This is a genomic window from Flavobacterium covae (genome assembly GCF_001534645.1).
GTDB classification, from domain to species: Bacteria; Bacteroidota; Bacteroidia; order Flavobacteriales; family Flavobacteriaceae; genus Flavobacterium; species Flavobacterium covae.
The window spans coordinates 2010494-2027368 of record NZ_CP013992.1 but is presented as its reverse complement, the minus strand read 5'-3'; the positions used below and the strand labels follow the sequence as shown (position 1 = coordinate 2027368).

Annotated in this window: 17 protein-coding genes; 8 read left to right on the top strand and 9 right to left on the bottom strand. The window is 31.6% G+C overall.

Annotation, left to right across the window (positions count from 1 at the left end):
• Nucleotides 1-10 precede the first annotated feature (10 nt).
• Both AWN65_RS09045 and AWN65_RS09040 read right to left on the bottom strand, forming a co-directional pair.
• Nucleotides 11-1456, bottom strand: a complete 1446-nt coding sequence (locus tag AWN65_RS09045; RefSeq protein WP_060382869.1) for a glyceraldehyde-3-phosphate dehydrogenase — start codon at nt 1454-1456, stop codon at nt 11-13.
• Between the two features lie 130 nt (nt 1457-1586).
• On the bottom strand, nt 1587-2972 hold the full coding sequence (locus AWN65_RS09040; protein WP_060382868.1) for a S1C family serine protease: 1386 nt from the start codon (nt 2970-2972) through the stop codon (nt 1587-1589).
• Between the two features lie 224 nt (nt 2973-3196).
• On the opposite strand from AWN65_RS09040, the gene dapF reads away from it, so the two are divergent.
• The 4 genes from dapF to AWN65_RS09020 all read left to right on the top strand — a co-directional run bounded on the left by dapF (nt 3197) and on the right by AWN65_RS09020 (nt 6862).
• Complete coding sequence (gene dapF, locus AWN65_RS09035; protein ID WP_060382867.1) at nt 3197-3979, top strand: diaminopimelate epimerase; 783 nt, start codon at nt 3197-3199, stop codon at nt 3977-3979.
• Nucleotides 3980-4067: 88 nt separating this feature from the next.
• Nucleotides 4068-4601, top strand: coding sequence for a GNAT family N-acetyltransferase (locus tag AWN65_RS09030; RefSeq protein WP_060382866.1), 534 nt, complete (start codon nt 4068-4070; stop codon nt 4599-4601).
• 12 nt (nt 4602-4613) lie between these two features.
• Nucleotides 4614-5633: an endolytic transglycosylase MltG gene (mltG, locus tag AWN65_RS09025; RefSeq protein ID WP_060382865.1), complete on the top strand. Its 1020-nt coding sequence runs from the start codon at nt 4614-4616 to the stop codon at nt 5631-5633.
• A gap of 584 nt (nt 5634-6217) precedes the next feature.
• Nucleotides 6218-6862, top strand: coding sequence for a hypothetical protein (locus AWN65_RS09020; RefSeq protein WP_060382864.1), 645 nt, complete (start codon nt 6218-6220; stop codon nt 6860-6862).
• On the opposite strand, the gene AWN65_RS09015 is transcribed toward AWN65_RS09020, so the two are convergent.
• From AWN65_RS09015 to dnaA, 3 genes are all read right to left on the bottom strand, one after another.
• Nucleotides 6863-7588, bottom strand: coding sequence for an SAM-dependent methyltransferase (locus AWN65_RS09015; RefSeq protein WP_060382863.1), 726 nt, complete (start codon nt 7586-7588; stop codon nt 6863-6865). It abuts the gene before it with no gap.
• 129 nt (nt 7589-7717) lie between these two features.
• A complete protein-coding gene (locus AWN65_RS09010; RefSeq protein ID WP_060382862.1) occupies nt 7718-8185 on the bottom strand; it encodes a low molecular weight protein-tyrosine-phosphatase in 468 nt (155 codons plus the stop codon).
• Nucleotides 8185-9612 (bottom strand): chromosomal replication initiator protein DnaA, encoded by a 1428-nt coding sequence (gene dnaA / locus AWN65_RS09005; RefSeq protein WP_060383869.1) that lies wholly within the window; start codon nt 9610-9612, stop codon nt 8185-8187. Before dnaA ends, AWN65_RS09010 begins: the two co-directional genes overlap by 1 nt.
• A 197-nt stretch (nt 9613-9809) precedes the next feature.
• On the opposite strand from dnaA, the gene AWN65_RS09000 reads away from it, so the two are divergent.
• The gene (locus tag AWN65_RS09000; protein WP_060382861.1) at nt 9810-10211 is read left to right on the top strand and encodes an acyl-CoA thioesterase; all 402 of its coding nucleotides are present in this window, start codon (nt 9810-9812) and stop codon (nt 10209-10211) included.
• On the opposite strand, the gene AWN65_RS08995 is transcribed toward AWN65_RS09000, so the two are convergent.
• From AWN65_RS08995 to ribD, 3 genes are read right to left on the bottom strand one after another with little or no spacing between them, the layout of a single operon-like run.
• Nucleotides 10208-10816, bottom strand: coding sequence for an IMPACT family protein (locus AWN65_RS08995; protein WP_060382860.1), 609 nt, complete (start codon nt 10814-10816; stop codon nt 10208-10210). The genes AWN65_RS09000 and AWN65_RS08995 overlap by 4 nt on opposite strands.
• A 54-nt stretch (nt 10817-10870) precedes the next feature.
• Nucleotides 10871-11479, bottom strand: coding sequence for an HAD family hydrolase (locus tag AWN65_RS08990; RefSeq protein WP_060382859.1), 609 nt, complete (start codon nt 11477-11479; stop codon nt 10871-10873).
• The gene (gene ribD, locus AWN65_RS08985; protein ID WP_060382858.1) at nt 11472-12479 is read right to left on the bottom strand and encodes a bifunctional diaminohydroxyphosphoribosylaminopyrimidine deaminase/5-amino-6-(5-phosphoribosylamino)uracil reductase RibD; all 1008 of its coding nucleotides are present in this window, start codon (nt 12477-12479) and stop codon (nt 11472-11474) included. The genes AWN65_RS08990 and ribD overlap by 8 nt, the downstream gene beginning before the upstream one ends.
• Before the next feature lie 85 nt (nt 12480-12564).
• Between ribD and AWN65_RS08980 the strand changes: the two genes are divergently transcribed.
• Together AWN65_RS08980 and prmC are read left to right on the top strand one after the other, a co-directional pair.
• Nucleotides 12565-13038: a GNAT family N-acetyltransferase gene (locus AWN65_RS08980; RefSeq protein WP_060382857.1), complete on the top strand. Its 474-nt coding sequence runs from the start codon at nt 12565-12567 to the stop codon at nt 13036-13038.
• A gap of 19 nt (nt 13039-13057) precedes the next feature.
• Entirely contained in the window at nt 13058-13927 is an 870-nt protein-coding gene (gene prmC, locus AWN65_RS08975; RefSeq protein WP_060382856.1) for a peptide chain release factor N(5)-glutamine methyltransferase, read from the top strand.
• 53 nt (nt 13928-13980) lie between these two features.
• On the opposite strand, the gene AWN65_RS08970 is transcribed toward prmC, so the two are convergent.
• Nucleotides 13981-15225, bottom strand: coding sequence for an ABC transporter permease (locus AWN65_RS08970; protein WP_060382855.1), 1245 nt, complete (start codon nt 15223-15225; stop codon nt 13981-13983).
• A gap of 176 nt (nt 15226-15401) precedes the next feature.
• Here AWN65_RS08970 and hisS point away from each other — a divergent pair, with 176 nt between their 5' ends.
• Nucleotides 15402-16820 (top strand): histidine--tRNA ligase, encoded by a 1419-nt coding sequence (gene hisS, locus AWN65_RS08965; RefSeq protein WP_060382854.1) that lies wholly within the window; start codon nt 15402-15404, stop codon nt 16818-16820.
• The last annotated feature ends 55 nt before the right edge of the window (nt 16821-16875 follow it).

Here is a 16875-nt window from a genome sequence, read left to right as displayed (position 1 = left end):
TGTTTGTCTATTAATAATAAGTATAACGTCTTACTTTAGCAATATATTTAGCTAAACGAATTACTTGATGGCTATAACCATATTCGTTATCATACCATACATACATTACTACATTTTTACCATCTGCAGAAACAATAGTAGCGTTGCTATCAAAAATAGAAGGAGCTGATGTTCCTACAATATCAGATGAAACAAGCTCATTATTTAATTCATATTTGATTTGCTCTACTAATTTGCCTTCTAAAGCATATTTTTTCATAATACTGTTTAGCTCTTCACGATTCGTAGCTTTTCCTACTTCAAGGTTTAATACTACCAATGAACCATTTGGAACTGGTACACGAATTGCATTCGAAGTTAATTTACCTGCTAAACTTGGTAATGCTTTTGCAACAGCACTTCCAGCTCCTGTTTCAGTGATGACCATATTTAATGCAGCAGAACGACCACGACGGTATTTTTTGTGCATATTATCTACCAAGTTTTGATCATTGGTATAAGCATGAATTGTTTCAATATGACCTTTTTCTACGCCTAATGTTTCCTCAATAGCAGCTAATACAGGGGTAATAGCATTCGTTGTACAAGAAGCAGCTGACCAAATTTTAACTTCATCTGGATTATAAGCTTCGTGGTTTACTCCATGAACAATGTTTGGAACTCCTTTTCCAGGGGCTGTTAACAAAACTTTTTCTACACCTACCGAAGTTAAATGACGACTTAATGCTTCTTCTGTTGTAAATGCACCTGTATTATCAATTACCAAGGCATCCTGAATGCCATATTTTGTATAATCTATTTCTTCCGGAGAATTAGCTGTAATAATATGTACTGGAACACCATTAATGATTAGCGTGTTATTATCAGCATCAGCTTCTACAGAACCTTGGAAATCACCATGAACCGAATCATAACGTAATAAAGAAGCGCGTTTTTCTAATAAAACAGCATCATTTTTATCACGTGTTACAATAGCTCGTAAACGTAATTGTTGACCTTTTCCTACTTTTGAAGAAAGTTCGCGTGCTAATAAACGACCAATACGACCAAATCCATAAAGAACAACATCTTTAGGTTTAATTTCATCCGAAGCCTTAGCATCTTTCAATTTGTCTACCACAAAGCTAGTAGCATCGTTATACTTATTGTCTTCCAAGTGAAATTCATAAGTTAATTTACCAATATCTAAACGAGAAGGGGGGAAATCTAATGCTTGAATAGCTCTTAAAATTTCTACAGAATCAAAAATATTAATTGGTTTTTGAACGAACTCTCCAGCATAATCATGTAAATTCATGATTTCGCTTACATTGCGATCTAGTAGTTGGTTTCTGAATAGAACCATTTCGATTGACTTGTCATACCATAAATCACTTACAATTTTGATAAACTCAACCGCTGCTTTTCTTCTGTCAGCTTGAAAAGCTAACTCTTTTTCATAAGTTGTATTGCTCATTTCTTTTTATAAAAATTAGACCCTGCAAAAGTATTTATTTAAAATCTTTTGCTAAACTTTTTTTTGATTTTTTTTATTAAAAAAACCAACGTTTTAACGTTGGTTTTCAATGGTTAATAGAGAAGACTATTTACAAAAGGAAACGTAATAATTCTCCTGTATTTGTTAACATTTCAATCTGAGTTTTTTGAGTTTCTCCCTTTTTTGCTATTACTCGTGTAACCGTTTCTATATCGGTAGCCTTTATGTTGTCTACTTTTAAGATGATTCCACCTTTTAGTTGTTCCGCATAATCGGTTAGTTCTTCATTTGTAACTTCTTTTATTTTTACACCATAACTTAAGCGAAATCGTTTCTTATCATGAGCATCTAAATCTTCTAATTCTAAGCCTTTTAGGTCATAATTAATCAACTCTTTTTTTACTAATTTTACAACAGTAGTTTGTAGGTTACCATCTCTTACAAAACCTACCTTTACTTCTTCATTAGGTCTTTTGGTATTAATATAAGCAGTTAAATCAGCAAATGTATTGATTGTTTTATCGTCTAATTTTTTGATTATATCGCCTGATTTTATACCTGCTTTCTCAGCACCAGTGCCTTTTGAAACTTTAGCAACGTATACTCCCGTTGTTTCTTTAGACCCAACCTCTTTTGCTGCTGTGGTATTCAATTCTCTACCCTCAATACCTAAAACAGCTCTTTGTACATTGCCGTATTCCATTAGGTCTTCTACAATTTTGCGAGCTAGATTAGATGGTACAGCAAAAGAATATCCTGTGTAACTTCCAGTAGGGGATGAAATCATAGTGTTAATGCCTATTAGTTCACCTCTTGTATTGACTAATGCGCCACCACTATTACCTGGATTTACAGCCGCATCTGTTTGAATAAACGATTGAATTCCTTGGTTACTCAAATCACGGGCTTTAGCAGATACAATACCTGCTGTAACGGTAGATGTTAGGTTATAAGGGTTTCCAACAGCTAAAACCCATTCGCCAACTTTTATTTGCTCGGAATTACCAAAAATAGCAGTAGGTAAATCGCCTTCAGCTTCAATTTTTAATAAAGCAATATCCATTTTACTATCAGTACCAACTAATTTTGCTTTATACGTTTTGTTGTTATTTAAAGTAACCTCTAGTTCTGTTGCATTTTGAATTACATGATTGTTTGTTACAATATAGCCATCTTTACTAATAATTACTCCAGAACCCGTTCCCACCTGCGTTTGTTGTTGACCACCTCTATGCCCGTAGAAAAATTCCATAAAAGGATCAGAAGGCAAATTATAAACCGTTTTATTTTTTACGTGTACAACAGTATGAACAGCTTTTTCTGCAGCCGATGTAAAATCTATATTTTCAGCTCCCATACTTACAGCTCTTGTGTAATTTGGGGCAATAGATAAGGAAGAGGCTGTAGAAGTGTTTTCAAAAAACAATTTGTAACCTCCTAAAGTGGTTGTACCACTTAATAATGAAATTAAAAATAAACTACTTAATTTTCTCATGGCATCTTCTATTTCTTTGTTTTATTTAAATGTAAAAATATAATTTTCTTATTTCAATTTTTTAGCTTTAACGCTCGTTTAACAATCTTTAACTTCCTATTAATATTTGTATCTTTGGTGAGGTTATAAAGAAATCGGATATGAGTTGCATAAATCAGTGCGAATAAAGGAAATTATAAAAATAGTCGATTTATAAACAACTTATAATAAATAAATCTTAACAAATGAAACACATATTTTACAAATACCAAGGAACGGGAAACGATTTTATCATATTAGATAACCGTGATTTGAGTTTTCCCAAAAATGATACCAAACTTATCAAATTCCTTTGTGATAGACGTTTTGGAATAGGTGCTGACGGATTGATGTTATTAGAAAGTGACAAATCGACAGATTTTAAGATGGTATATTACAATGCAGATGGGAATGAGAGTTCTATGTGTGGAAATGGAGGTAGATGTCTTGTGGCATTTGCTAAAAAAATAGGGGTAATTCAAGACGTAACCACCTTTGTTGCCGTAGATGGTATTCATCATGCAAGAATAACAGAAGAAAATCTTGTTTCACTTCAAATGATAGATGTAGCATCCGTAAAAGTACAATCAGGATATGTTTTTTTAAACACAGGATCTCCTCATCACGTACAAGAAGTAGAAGATTTAAAAGAACTAGAAGTTAAAAAAGAAGGAGCAAAAATTCGTTATAGCGATTTGTATGGGCAAGAAGGAAGTAATATTAATTTTGTAATTCAAAAAGGAGAAAATAGTTTCGCAATTCGAACGTATGAACGAGGAGTAGAAGATGAAACCCTTTCTTGTGGTACAGGTGCTACAGCAGTAGCATTAGCAATGTATCATTTAGGAAAAGCAACGTCAAATTCAATAGCAATCCAAGTTGAAGGAGGGCAATTACAAATTGCATTTCAAAAAAGTGAAAATGGATATAAAAACATACAATTAACAGGGGCTGCTCAATTTGTTTTTCAAGGAGAAATTAGTGTTTAAAAGAATCAAAAAGAGTCAATTTTTATAATACTATCACATTGACATAGAATATTGCTATTTTTAATTGCCATTTTATTAAGAACAACTTATGATTACATTAAAAGGAGAAAAAATATTTCTAAGAGCACTTGAACCAGAAGACTTGTCATTTATTTATAAAATCGAAAATGAAGAAACAATATGGGAAGTTAGTAATACACAAACCCCTTATTCTCGTTTTTTGATTAAACAATACTTAGAAAACGCAGATCAAGATATTTATCAAGCAAAGCAATTACGTTTGGCAATATGCGAGTTAGGAGTGTATAAACCAGTAGGGTTGATTGATTTATTTGATTATGATCCTAAAAATCATAGAGCAGGAGTAGGAATAGTGATAGAAAATAAAAAACATAGGAACAAAGGATTAGGAAGTGAAGCACTACAGATATTAGTTAAATACGCATTCTCACATTTACAATTACATCAAATATATGCAAATATTGGTTGTTCTAATGAAGCCAGTTTAAAGCTTTTTACTAATTTTGGTTTCCAGAAAATAGGAGTTAAAAAAGATTGGATTTTTCAAAATGGAAGCTATCAAGATGAACTCCTTTTTCAATTAATCAATCCAAATTATTAAAATCGAATTATTTTGAACAAAAAAGTATTTTTAGGGTTAGGACTAGTAGGGTTAGTGCTGGTCGTTTTTGTTTGCATTAAAGCCTTTACAAGCAATACAAAATTTGAAGAAAACGAAAAGTATATCTTTATCCCAACTGGAGCTACTTACGAAGAAGTAATTAAAATTATGACACCTGAGGTAGTCGATATAGAAAACTTTAAATTAATAGCAGAAAAACGTTCTTACAATCAAAACGTTTTTCCAGGACGTTTCTTACTAAAAAAAGGAATGGGAAGTTTTCAGATTGTGACAGCCCTGCGTCATAATATACCTTTAAATCTCTCGTTTAATAATCAAGAAGTTCTTGAGAAATTAGTTTCTCGTGTAGCGGGGCAAATAGAGGCCGATAGTTTGAGTCTTATGCGTGTTATACAAGACCCTGTTTTCTTGAAAAAAAATGGATTAACATCAGATAATGTTTTGGGAATTTTTATACCTAACACTTATGAAATAAAATGGAATATTGGAGCTGAGAAATTTAGAGATAAAATGCTAGAAGAATATCATAAGTTTTGGGATTCAGATCGTATGAAAAAAGCAAAATCCCTTGGACTTACTCCAGAACAAGTTATTACCTTAGCTTCTATAGTACACAAAGAATCAGTAAAAGAAGATGAACGGCCAAGAGTAGCCGGTGTTTATCTAAACCGATTAAAATTAGAAATGCCTTTGCAGGCAGATCCAACCATTATTTTTGCCATCAAAAAAAACACGAATGATTTTGATCAAGTAATAAAACGAGTAAAAGGAGATATGCTATTTGTAAATTCTCCATATAATACCTATAAAAACCTTGGGTTACCCCCAGGTCCTATTGCTATGCCAGACATATCAGCAGTTGATGCCGTTTTATCCCCAGAAAAGCACGATTATATCTATTTTTGTGCTAGTGTAGAACGTAAAGGATATCATGATTTTGCAGTTACGTATGAAGAACACCAAGCAAATGCAAAAAAATATGCAGAATGGGTAAATAAGTTAGGATTATAATATTTTTAGAATAATATAATTTTAAAATGCAATCTTTGATAAGGTTGCATTTTTTATATAAAACAATGATGAGCTTGATTGGAAAAATATTCTTATAAATGGTAGAAAAGTATATTATATCTTCTTAACCTTGAGACCGTACAAAAAGTTAGCAATCTTGTTCATTTCGATCAAAGGGAGAAATCACATAATGTTGATTTAGACACTATCCTATAAAAACAATAAAAATTAGTGTTAGTTTTCGATGCGCTTCGCGCTCGAACTAACGATGATTCCAATCATATACTCAACCGTTTGTTCGAGTTCTTTTAAAATGAAAAAAAACATATCGAGAATTTTACTTTTTAATCCAGTATATTTTAAGTTTAAATGGTATTAAAAGATTTTATCTAAAAATAATTTAGAAAATAATTGCTAGGAATAAACGAAGTCTTTATAAGCTTTGATGTTAATATTCAAAAAGTTAACAAACTTTTTTGTTGTGTATTTTGTTTTTAATTGTAAATTTGTCGGGTTAATTTTTTGGCGATGATAGTGTAAGTAGTGTTTTTTTACTGCACTTAGTTAAAAAGAAATTTATTTTTATGACAAAAAAACAAATATTCTATTTTGGATTATTTGGTTCAATCGTTCTTTTGAGTTCAGGTTTTAGACCTTTCAAAATAGAAATGTATCCTTGGTTGCATGCTTTTGAAAATAAAGAGCTGTACACAGTGCCAATGGAAGTAGAAGTAGAACAGCGATTTTTTGATGTGCCTTTTACAGGTAAGACTTTTGTAGGTTTTACACAAGATATAGGTGTAAGAGAATCGCGAGGGATTTACAACATAGTAAATTCATTAGGCTATCTAGGAAAATATCAATTTGGAAAAGAAACACTTGCTGCCTTAGGGATAGAAGATCAGGCGCAATTTTTAAGCAGTAAAAAATTACAAGAAAAAGCATTTCTAGCTAATTTGGCAAGAAATAAATGGGAACTTCGTCAGGAAATTGCTAATTATTCAGGTCAGGAAATCCGAGGTATTGTAATTACTGAATCAGGAATTTTAGCAGCTGCTCATTTAGGAGGAGTGGGGTCAGTAAAAAGATTTTTAAGAACTAATGGAAATCGTAAATGTAGAGATGGCTATGGTACTTCTGTTGCAGAGTATCTAAAAGAATTCGGGGGGTATGATACAAGCTGCGTGGAAGCTAATAAAAAAGCAAAAGCCCATCATTATACCTTTTAACTAATAATATTTATGAATAATAAAGATAGAAGGTCGGTTGTGTAAATCGACCTTTTGTTTTTTCCACTCCTTTACAGTTAGCGTTTTTATATACTCAGTTGGTAATGTAATGTCAGCTGCAATACATAAACTAGTATTAGGGTGTAAAATTAGAATCAAATCTTCTAATAATTTGTTATTTCTGTAAGGTGTTTCTATGAATAATTGTGACTGTTTTTTGTCAAAGGATAACTTTTCAAATGTTTTTAGAGCCTGTTTTTTTTCGCCTTTGTCTATTGGTAAATAACCGTTAAAAGCAAAACTTTGTCCGTTCATTCCTGATGCCATTAAGGCTAATAGGATAGAGCTGGGGCCAACTAAAGGAATTACTTGTATACCTCGTTCGTGAGCAAGTTTTACGATAGCTGCACCAGGATCTGCTACGCCAGGGCATCCAGCTTCGCTCATTAGTCCAATATTTTGACCATTTAACAAAGGTTGAATAAAAGTAATATGATCGGATTCTTGTGTATGCTTATTTAGAGTGTTAATGATAAGTTCAGGTTGTTTTTTTTCTGGGTGTATTGCTTTAATAAATCGACGAGCTGTTTTTTCGTTTTCAACAATATAATGGTTTATAAAATCAATACTTCTTTTAACAGTATAAGGCAAAACATCTTCAGGATTTATTTCGCCTAAAGTTGTTGGTATTAGATATAATTTTCCAAGAAAAGTTGTTGGTTTCATAGATTTTATATTCTTTTGTTGAAAATGTATTTTTATTATGGACAAAGATAGAATAAAAGAAATAGGTAGAAGTATTGCAATAGGTTTTTTAATCCTTTTGTTTGTGTTTGTAATGGTGTTTAAGGGCTTTTAGAAGCTCTTTTTTAGTAATAATTTATCAGCAATACTCTGACAGGCTTGCTCAAGTAAGTTAAAAACTTGTTCAAAACCTTCTTGTCCGCCGTAGTAGGGGTCTGGTACGTCTACTTTTTCGTTAGGAAAAATTTCATCTAAAATTAATTGTACTTTGTTTTTTTGATTTTCTGTCGTAGCTTGATTAATGATGTCTTTGTAATTTTGATTGTCCATGACAAATATGTAATCAAAAATTTCAAAATCTAATTTTTGAAATTTTCGAGCCCTTTGTTGACTGATGTCAATTCCTTTATTTCGAGCCGTTTGTATAGAACGTTTATCAGGTTGCTCTCCAGCATGCCATCCGCCAGTTCCAGCAGAATCTATTAGGTAAGTGTTGGGTAATTTAGATTTTAAGATTCCTTCAGCCAATGGGGAACGGCAAATATTCCCCAGGCATACCATCAAGATTTTTTGAGACATTATAATGAAAGTTTTTTGTTGATGTCGTCTACGAACTTTTTAAATTGTTTGTCTGTTGTGAGCAAGTTATCAACTGTTTTGCAAGCGTGTAACACGGTGGCATGGTCACGATCTCCAATTTGTGAGCCAATATTAGCTAAAGAAGCTTTTGTGTACTTCTTAGCAAAAAACATAGCTAACTGACGTGCTTGTACAACATGGCGTTTACGCGTTGTGGATTGTAACGTAGCAACATCTAACTGGAAATAGTCAGATACTACTTTTTGGATATAGTCTATAGAGATTTCTCTTTTTACATTTTTTACAAACTTCTCAACTACCTGTTTTGCTAAATCAATAGTAACTTCTTTTTTGTTGAATGAAGACTGAGCTATTAAAGAAATAATTGCTCCTTCTAATTCTCTTACATTTGATTTTATATTTCGAGCAACGTATTCTATAATGTCTTCTGGCATTTCAACCCCATCACGGAATAAGATGCTTTTTACGATTGCTACGCGGGTTTCGTAATCTGGTTGATTAAGTTCTGCTGATAATCCCCATTTGAAACGAGATAGTAAACGTTGTTCGATATCTTGCATATCTACGGGAGCTTTATCAGAAGTTAAAATGACTTGTTTGCCATTCTGATGAAGGTAGTTAAAGATGTGGAAGAAAACATCTTGTGTACCTGCTTTGCCTGATAAGAATTGAACGTCGTCAATAATTAAAACATCAATCAATTGATAAAAGTGTATAAAATCATTACGAGTGTTTTTCTTAACGGAGTCAATATATTGCTGTGTGAATATCTCGGCTGAGATATACAAAACCGTTTTTTCTGGATGTTTTTCTTTTATCTCAACACCTATAGCGTGGGCGAGGTGTGTTTTACCTAATCCAACGCCTCCAAAAATTAATAAAGGATTGAATGAAGTTCCTCCTGGTTTGTTTGCTACTGCTATTCCTGCGCTTCTTGCAAGGCGGTTAGAGTCGCCTTCAAGGAAATTGTCAAAACTATAATTAGAGTTTAGTTGAGAGTCAATTTTAATGTTACGTATTCCAGGAATTATAAATGGATTTTTTAATTCTGGATTTTTTTGTTGTACAGGTACGTCAATCTCCTGTGTTTTTACAGGAGCTTTATCTGCACTTGGTATTTGTTGTGTAAATGGAAGTTTATTCCCGTAAGGGTTTTCCATTTTGATTTTATATAGTAACTTAGCACTTTTTCCCAGTTCTTTTTGTAGTGCTACCTTAAGTAGTTTAACATAATGTTCTTCAAGCCATTCGTAAAAGAATTTTGAGGGAACTTGAATGTACAACGCGCTATCAGTAAGCTCTACCGCTTTGATAGGCTCAAACCAAGTTTTGTAAGCTTGCTCCTGGATGTTGTCTTTTATAAATAAAAGACAGTTAGCCCATACTGATTCAGCAGTTTTGTTCATTGTGTGCATTCTTAATTGTGTTAATTTTAAGGTTTTACTTGACAAAATTTAGGTCAAGATTTAGGGTCAATCGGGATAGCAAAGATGGTTGATAAAATTCTTTAAAAAAAATTTTTTTGATCTTGATTTTGTAGAAATTTTATTGTAAGAATTGAATTTTCACTTTAAATAAAACATAAAAAAGTAAGATAAATAGTATGAAAAAATTTGACATTCAAGTACGTGTCCGTTATGCTGAAACGGATCAAATGGGGGTTGTTTACCACGGTAATTATGCGCAGTATTTTGAAATGGGGCGAGTGGAATGGCTTAGAAATCTGGGGGTTTCTTATAAGTGGATGGAAGAAAACGGCGTGTTCTTGCCATTAGTGTCATTGAGTATGAATTATAAAAAACCAGCACACTATGATGACTTGCTTACTATTAGAACAATTTTTAAAAGTCAATCTTCTGTTAAGCTGGAATTTGATTATGAAATTTATAATGAATCGCAAGAGTTATTAACAACGGCTAACTCTATATTGGTTTTTGTAGATGCTAAATCAGGTAGACCTATAACCCCTCCTGAATATTTAGAAGAGTTGTTGAAATCTTTTTAGAGTTCCGTTATTGTTACTTCAAAAATAGATGAGAAGATGCTGAAAACCATATCAGCATTTTTTTGTCTTGTTGAAATGATAAGTTCGCAGCTTTCTTCCATTCTTTGTGAAATTACGTTTAGATCCTTTTCTTTTATGACTCTCATAACTTTGTTTATGTTTTTATAGTCAAAATTTATCTTATATTGAATATCAATTGTTTTTTCTATTAAGAACGAAGTTTCTAATGTCATCTTAGCACTTTCTCTATAGGCAGAAATTAATCCTCCAACGCCTAATTTTGTGCCGCCAAAATAACGTACTACCACAACGAGTATGTTAGTTAAGTCAAATGACTGAATTTGACCATATATAGGCATTCCTGCACTGTTATTGGGTTCTCCGTCATCATTTGCTCGATAGTGTTTTTGAGTTGTGCCAAGTTGCCAAGCATAACACCAGTGTCTGGCCGTATAATGTTTTTTTTTAAGGTGTTCTAAATGCGTTCTAATTTGGTCTTCGTTGGTTACAGGAAAAGCATAGCCGTAAAACTTACTGTTTTTTTCTTTGTATAAAACTTCGGGAGAAGCTTCTTGGAGTGTTGTATAAGTATCTTTTGTGTTCAATAAGTTCAAAATTTAACGCAAAAATATTGTTTTTGGATATAAAATGAAAATCCATCAAAAAGGGATTTCTTTTTTAGAAAGGAGATTTGTTACTTCTTCTTTTTCTATTTGTAAATGCCATACGTGCATACCTAGTGAAGAGGCTATTTCTATATTTTGTTTTTCATGATCTACAAATAAGGTTCTTTTAGGGGTTAATTCATGTTTTTTAAGAATAAATTCAAAAGCTTCTTTTTCAGGTTTTCGAAAACCTATTTCAGATGAAAAATATACTTTTTCAAAACATTGATAAAATTCTCGAGCAAAGGTCATTCCTACGCGATGTTCAAATTTGGCAATGCGTATTTCATCTATGTTGCTTAAAAGATAAAGTTTATATCTGTGAGATAATTTTTGTAAAAATTCAAGTCGTGAAAGAGGAAAATCATTTATAGTAGCGTTCCAAGCAATACGGATATCATCTATAGAAGCATTGGGCATTCTTTTTTTTAATTCAATTAAAAAATGAACTTCTGATATTTTTCCTTTTTCAAAATCTTGATTAATTTTTTCAAAATGGTCATCCCATTCTGAAAGCCCCAATTTTTTAAGAGCTTCAAGACAAGCCTTTTTATTTAAATTCATAAAAACATTGCCGAAATCGAAAATAATATTGTTAATCATAATTTGAAAAAATTAAAAGTTCATTATTCAATATTTTTTTACTTTTTACATTCTTACTAGAGATAAAAGGAGCGGTAACTCCTTCTGGAAATATACTTGTACTTTTAAAAACACGAGCTTCATCCCAGCAATCATGATCTATAAAGTGTTGTAATGTACGACTACCCCCTTCAATTATGACAGATTGGATTTGATTTTGATAGATCCACTCAATTATAGAAGAAACAGAGTTTGTGTTGTTGTCTAAAACAGCTTCATCTAAAATGAAAGTTGGAGCTGATTTATCAAATATAAGATTTTCTTTTGAAATTATATTTTTTTTATCTAAAACTATTCTTACAGGATTTGTTCCTTGCCAATCTCTAACAGTTAGTTGTGGATTGTCATCAAGAGCAGTTTTAGTTCCTATTAAAATAGCTTGTTCTTCTGTTCTCCATTTATGAGTCAATTGTCTACTGTATAAATTACTGATCCATACGGGTTTTTGAATGTTTTTATGAGAAGGAGCTATTAAGCCATTTGCTGTTTCTGCCCATTTTAAAACAATATAAGGACGTTTCTTTTGATGAAAAGTAAAAAAACGTTTATTAAGTTCTTGGCATTCTTTTTCTAATACTCCTACAATTACTTCGCAACCAGCATCTTTTAGTTTTTTTATACCTGCTCCGCATACTTTCGCAAAAGGATCTATGGTACCAATCACTACTTTCGGTATTTTGTGTTGAATAATTAAATCTGCGCACGGAGGTGTTTTGCCAAAATGACTACAAGGTTCAAGACTAACATAAATTGTAGATTCAGCTAACATTTCTTTGTTTTTTACCGAGTTTATAGCATTGACTTCGGCATGAGCCTTTCCTGATTTCTGGTGCCAACCTTCACCTATGATCAAATTATGATGTACAATTACACTTCCTACTAACGGATTAGGATATGTAGTCCCTAATCCATTTTTAGCTAATTCTATACAACGATATATATATTTTTGATGTATCTTCACCACACAAAAATAATAAATTGATGACGGAAAAATACCAAGTAAATGAGATTTTAGATTTTTGTGAATTAAATTAAGATTAAGAGATATGATTCGATTGATAAGGAAAGAAGATAATAGAGAGGTAGCAGCTCTAATTCGAACCGTTTTAGAAGAGTATAAGGCTCCTAAGGAAGGAACTGCTTATGAAGATCCACAATTGGATGTTATGTTTGAAACTTATCAAAAGATTCAATCAGCTTATTTTATATTAGAACTTTCAGGAAAAATAGTAGGTTGCGCAGGTATAGCTCCTTTAAAAAATGCTACCACAGAAGTTTGCGAATTGCAAAAAATGTATTTTTTATCTTCAGTAAGAGGAAAAGGATGGGGGACTCAAATGATGAAGATTTGTCTTGATAAAGCAAAGGAAATGGGGTTTGAAAAATGTTATTTAGAAACTTTAACCACTATGGAAAAAGCCCAAAGATTATATTTAAAATCAGGATTTATATATTTGTCTGAACCCATGGGAAATACAGGTCATTCAGCTTGTCCTATTTGGATGTTGAAAGAATTATAATTTAGATAAAAAGAAGAGTATGTTACTAAAAGAGTATAAGGTACAATTTGAAAAAGAATTAATGAAAATTTATGAATCAAAGGAAATAGAAAGCTTCTTTTACTTGCTGCTAGAAGCTTTTCATGCTATGAAAAGAATTGATTTTGTGTTGAATCCTTATTTAGAATTAGATGCACTACAATTGTTGCAATGGGAAACAGTTTTAGGTCAATTAAAACAAGAAAAACCTATACAGTATATTTTGGGTGAAACTAATTTTTTTGGAATGTCTTTCTATGTTAATGAGCATACATTAATTCCTAGACCTGAAACAGAAGAGTTAGTTGATTGGATTATTAAAACCGTTTCAACCTTTAAAAAAGAACAAAAAATTAAAATTTTGGATATAGGAACTGGAACAGGGTGTATTGCTATTTCATTGGCAAAAAATATACCAATGGCAGAGGTTTACGCGATAGATGTTTCTTTAAAAACCCTTGAAGTAGCAGAAAGAAATGCTAGAAAAAATAATGCAACAGTCCATTTTATTCATCAAGATATATTGATTTTAGAAAAATTAGAATCTACATTTGATATTATTGTTTCTAATCCTCCTTATGTTCGAAACGCAGAAAAAATAGAAATAAAGAAAAATGTTTTAGACTATGAACCTCATTTAGCATTGTTTGTAGAGGATACAAACCCCTTGATTTTTTACAAAAAAATAGCCCAATTAGCTATAAAAGGGTTGACTGAAAAAGGATGTCTTTTTTTTGAAATAAATCAGTATTTGGGAAAAGAAATGGTAGAGTTAATGAAAGAATTACAGTTCGAAAATGTTGATTTACGTAAAGATATTTATGGAAACGATAGGATGTTAATAGGCGAAAAATCTAGTTTTTTAATTTGACAAAAAAACAAACGTTTATCTGTGCTATGTTGATTTTGTAATTTAAAATAAATTTATTCATATCGTAAAGCTTCTATGGGATCAAGTTTAGAAGCTTTTAAAGCGGGGTAAGAACCAGAAATGATCGCTACTATAAAACAAACAATAAATGCAGAAATAATAGCGATCCAGGGAATTACAAAGTCAAATTCTAATAAAGTAGCAAATCCATATCCTATTGATATGCCTCCTATTGTTCCTACCAATCCACCCAATTGCCCAATGATTAAGGTTTCCATAAAAAATTGAAAAGCAATGGTTGTTCTTTTAGCTCCTAAAGCTTTTCGTGTTCCAATTTCACGAGTTCTTTCTGTAACAGAAACAAGCATGATATTCATGAGTGCAATAGAAGATCCAAAGATGGTTATAATTCCTATAACCCAAGCTGAAATATCAAGATAGGAAGTGAGCTCAATAATTCTTCGAATGAGGTCATCACTTCTTGAAATGCCAAAATCATTGTCTTCTACGGGATTTAATTTTCTAATAATACGCATTTTTAGAGTGGCATCATCTATAGCAAGGTCTAAAAACTCTTTTCTAGAGGTCATTACACTAGTTGTGTAATTAATATTAGGAGCACTAAAAAGAGATCGGGCTACCTGTAAAGGAATGAGTACCCTTAAATCTTGTTTGTTTCCAAAACTAGATCCTTTTTCTTTTAAAATACCAATTACTTTGAATTTAGCACCTCGTATACTAATAGTTTTGTCTAATGGATTAATATTTGCTAAAAGTTTTTTTTCAAAATCAGCCCCTAATAAACATACAGGATGATTATTACCAATGTCTAATGTCGAAAAATTTCGTCCCTTAGCAATTTCAAAACCAGCATTTATAGTATAATTTTCATCTATCCCTAATACGCTTACTTCAGGATCTGTTTTTTTATTTTCATATTTTATCTCTGCTGTAGTAGTAGCAATAAACGAAATAGAAGTATAAGTGAAAGGAAAATTGTATTTTTCTTTAAAAAATTGTGCTTGAGAATAAGTAATTATAGGATTTATTTTTTGATGTTGTTTTCCCTTTTTATGTCTCTTTATTTCGTCTTTGTACTGACTAATAGAAAAGGTATTAGCTCCCATAGAGGTAAAATCTTTAGTAATAGTGTTACTTAGAGCAGATACTACAGTTAATATTCCAACAAGAGCCATTATTCCGATAGCAATAATTAAGGCCGTTAACGTAGTTCGTAAGAATTGAGTACGGATAACATTTAAGGCAATTTTGATATTTTCTTTTACTAATCCTATCATATACCCATATTAGTCTATCAGTTTGGTGAAATGTTACAATTAAAATCAAAATTTTAGTTTTCTTCGAAAAAATAAGATATTTGCAGAAGATAATAGCTTAGCATTTTAAGAATTTTAATTCGTTGTTTGTATAGATAAGCTAATGAATCTATAGTTTTAACTTAATATAAAAAATAATGAAACCATCTATTCCAAAAGGGACTCGTGATTTTTCACCTTCAGAAGTAGCTAAAAGAAATTATATATTCGGAATCATTCGGAATCATTTTGAACGTTTTGGATTTCAACCTATAGAAACACCTACTTTTGAAAATTCAGAAACATTAATGGGGAAATATGGAGAAGAAGGAGACCGATTGATATTTAAAATTTTAAATTCAGGAAATTATTTTTTTAATAAAAGAAAAATTGATTTACCTATTAGTATTGAGCAATTACAAACGAATTCTGCAGAGACAATTTCAACAGAACAATTAATAGAATTAAATCAATTTACTAATAAAATTTCTGAAAAAGCACTTCGTTATGATTTGACTGTTCCGTTTGCGCGTTATGTGGTTCAACATCAAAACGAAATTGAGTTTCCATTCAAACGTTATCAAATGCAACCTGTTTGGAGAGCAGATAGACCTCAAAAAGGACGATTTAGAGAATTTTATCAATGCGATGCAGACGTGGTTGGGTCTACTTCGTTATGGCAAGAAGTAGAATTAGTTCAGTTATACGATGCTGTTTTTACTGATTTAGGTTTAAAAGGAGTAACTATTAAAATTAATAATCGTAAAATTTTATCAGGTATAGCTGAGGTAATAGGAGCTTCTGATAAGTTAATAGATTTTACCGTAGCTCTAGATAAATTAGATAAAATTGGAGAAGATGGCGTGAAAAAAGAAATGCTAGAAAAAGGAATTACTGAAGCAGCTATTCAAAAAATACAACCTCTTTTTAATTTTACAGGAACAATAACTGAAAAAATAGAAAAACTTTCAAAACTCTTAGAAAATTCTAATGAAGGAATGAAAGGAGTAGAAGAATTACAATTTATTTGCCAAAATATATTAGCGGTAGGACTTCAGGATTCTAAATTAGACTTAGACGTGACTCTTGCACGAGGACTAAATTATTATACGGGGGCTATATTTGAAGTCTCAGCGCCTATAGGAGTAAGTATGGGATCTATTGGTGGTGGTGGAAGATATGATGATTTGACAGGTATTTTTGGTCTAAAAAATATGAGTGGGGTAGGAATATCATTTGGTTTAGATCGAATTTATTTAGTTGTGGAAGAGTTAGGTTTATTTCCTGAAACAGTAACGGCTACTTCTAAAGCTATCTTTTTAAACTATGGAACCGAGGAAGCTTTGTTTTCAATGAAAGCCATAACTAAATTACGCCAATTAGGGATAAAAGTAGAGTTGTATCCTGATTCAGTAAAAATTGGTAAACAGTTTCAATATGCTGATAAAAGAGGTATTCCTTTCGCTATCATAGTAGGAGAAGAGGAAATGAAAAAAGATCAATACAATTTAAAAAATCTTCAATCAGGTGAACAAAAAACAATGTCTTTTGATGCACTATTTGAGATTTTACAATAAATAATAAACAAGGTGTTCTAAGATTTTCTTGAAAATAGAAGAACACCTTGTTTGA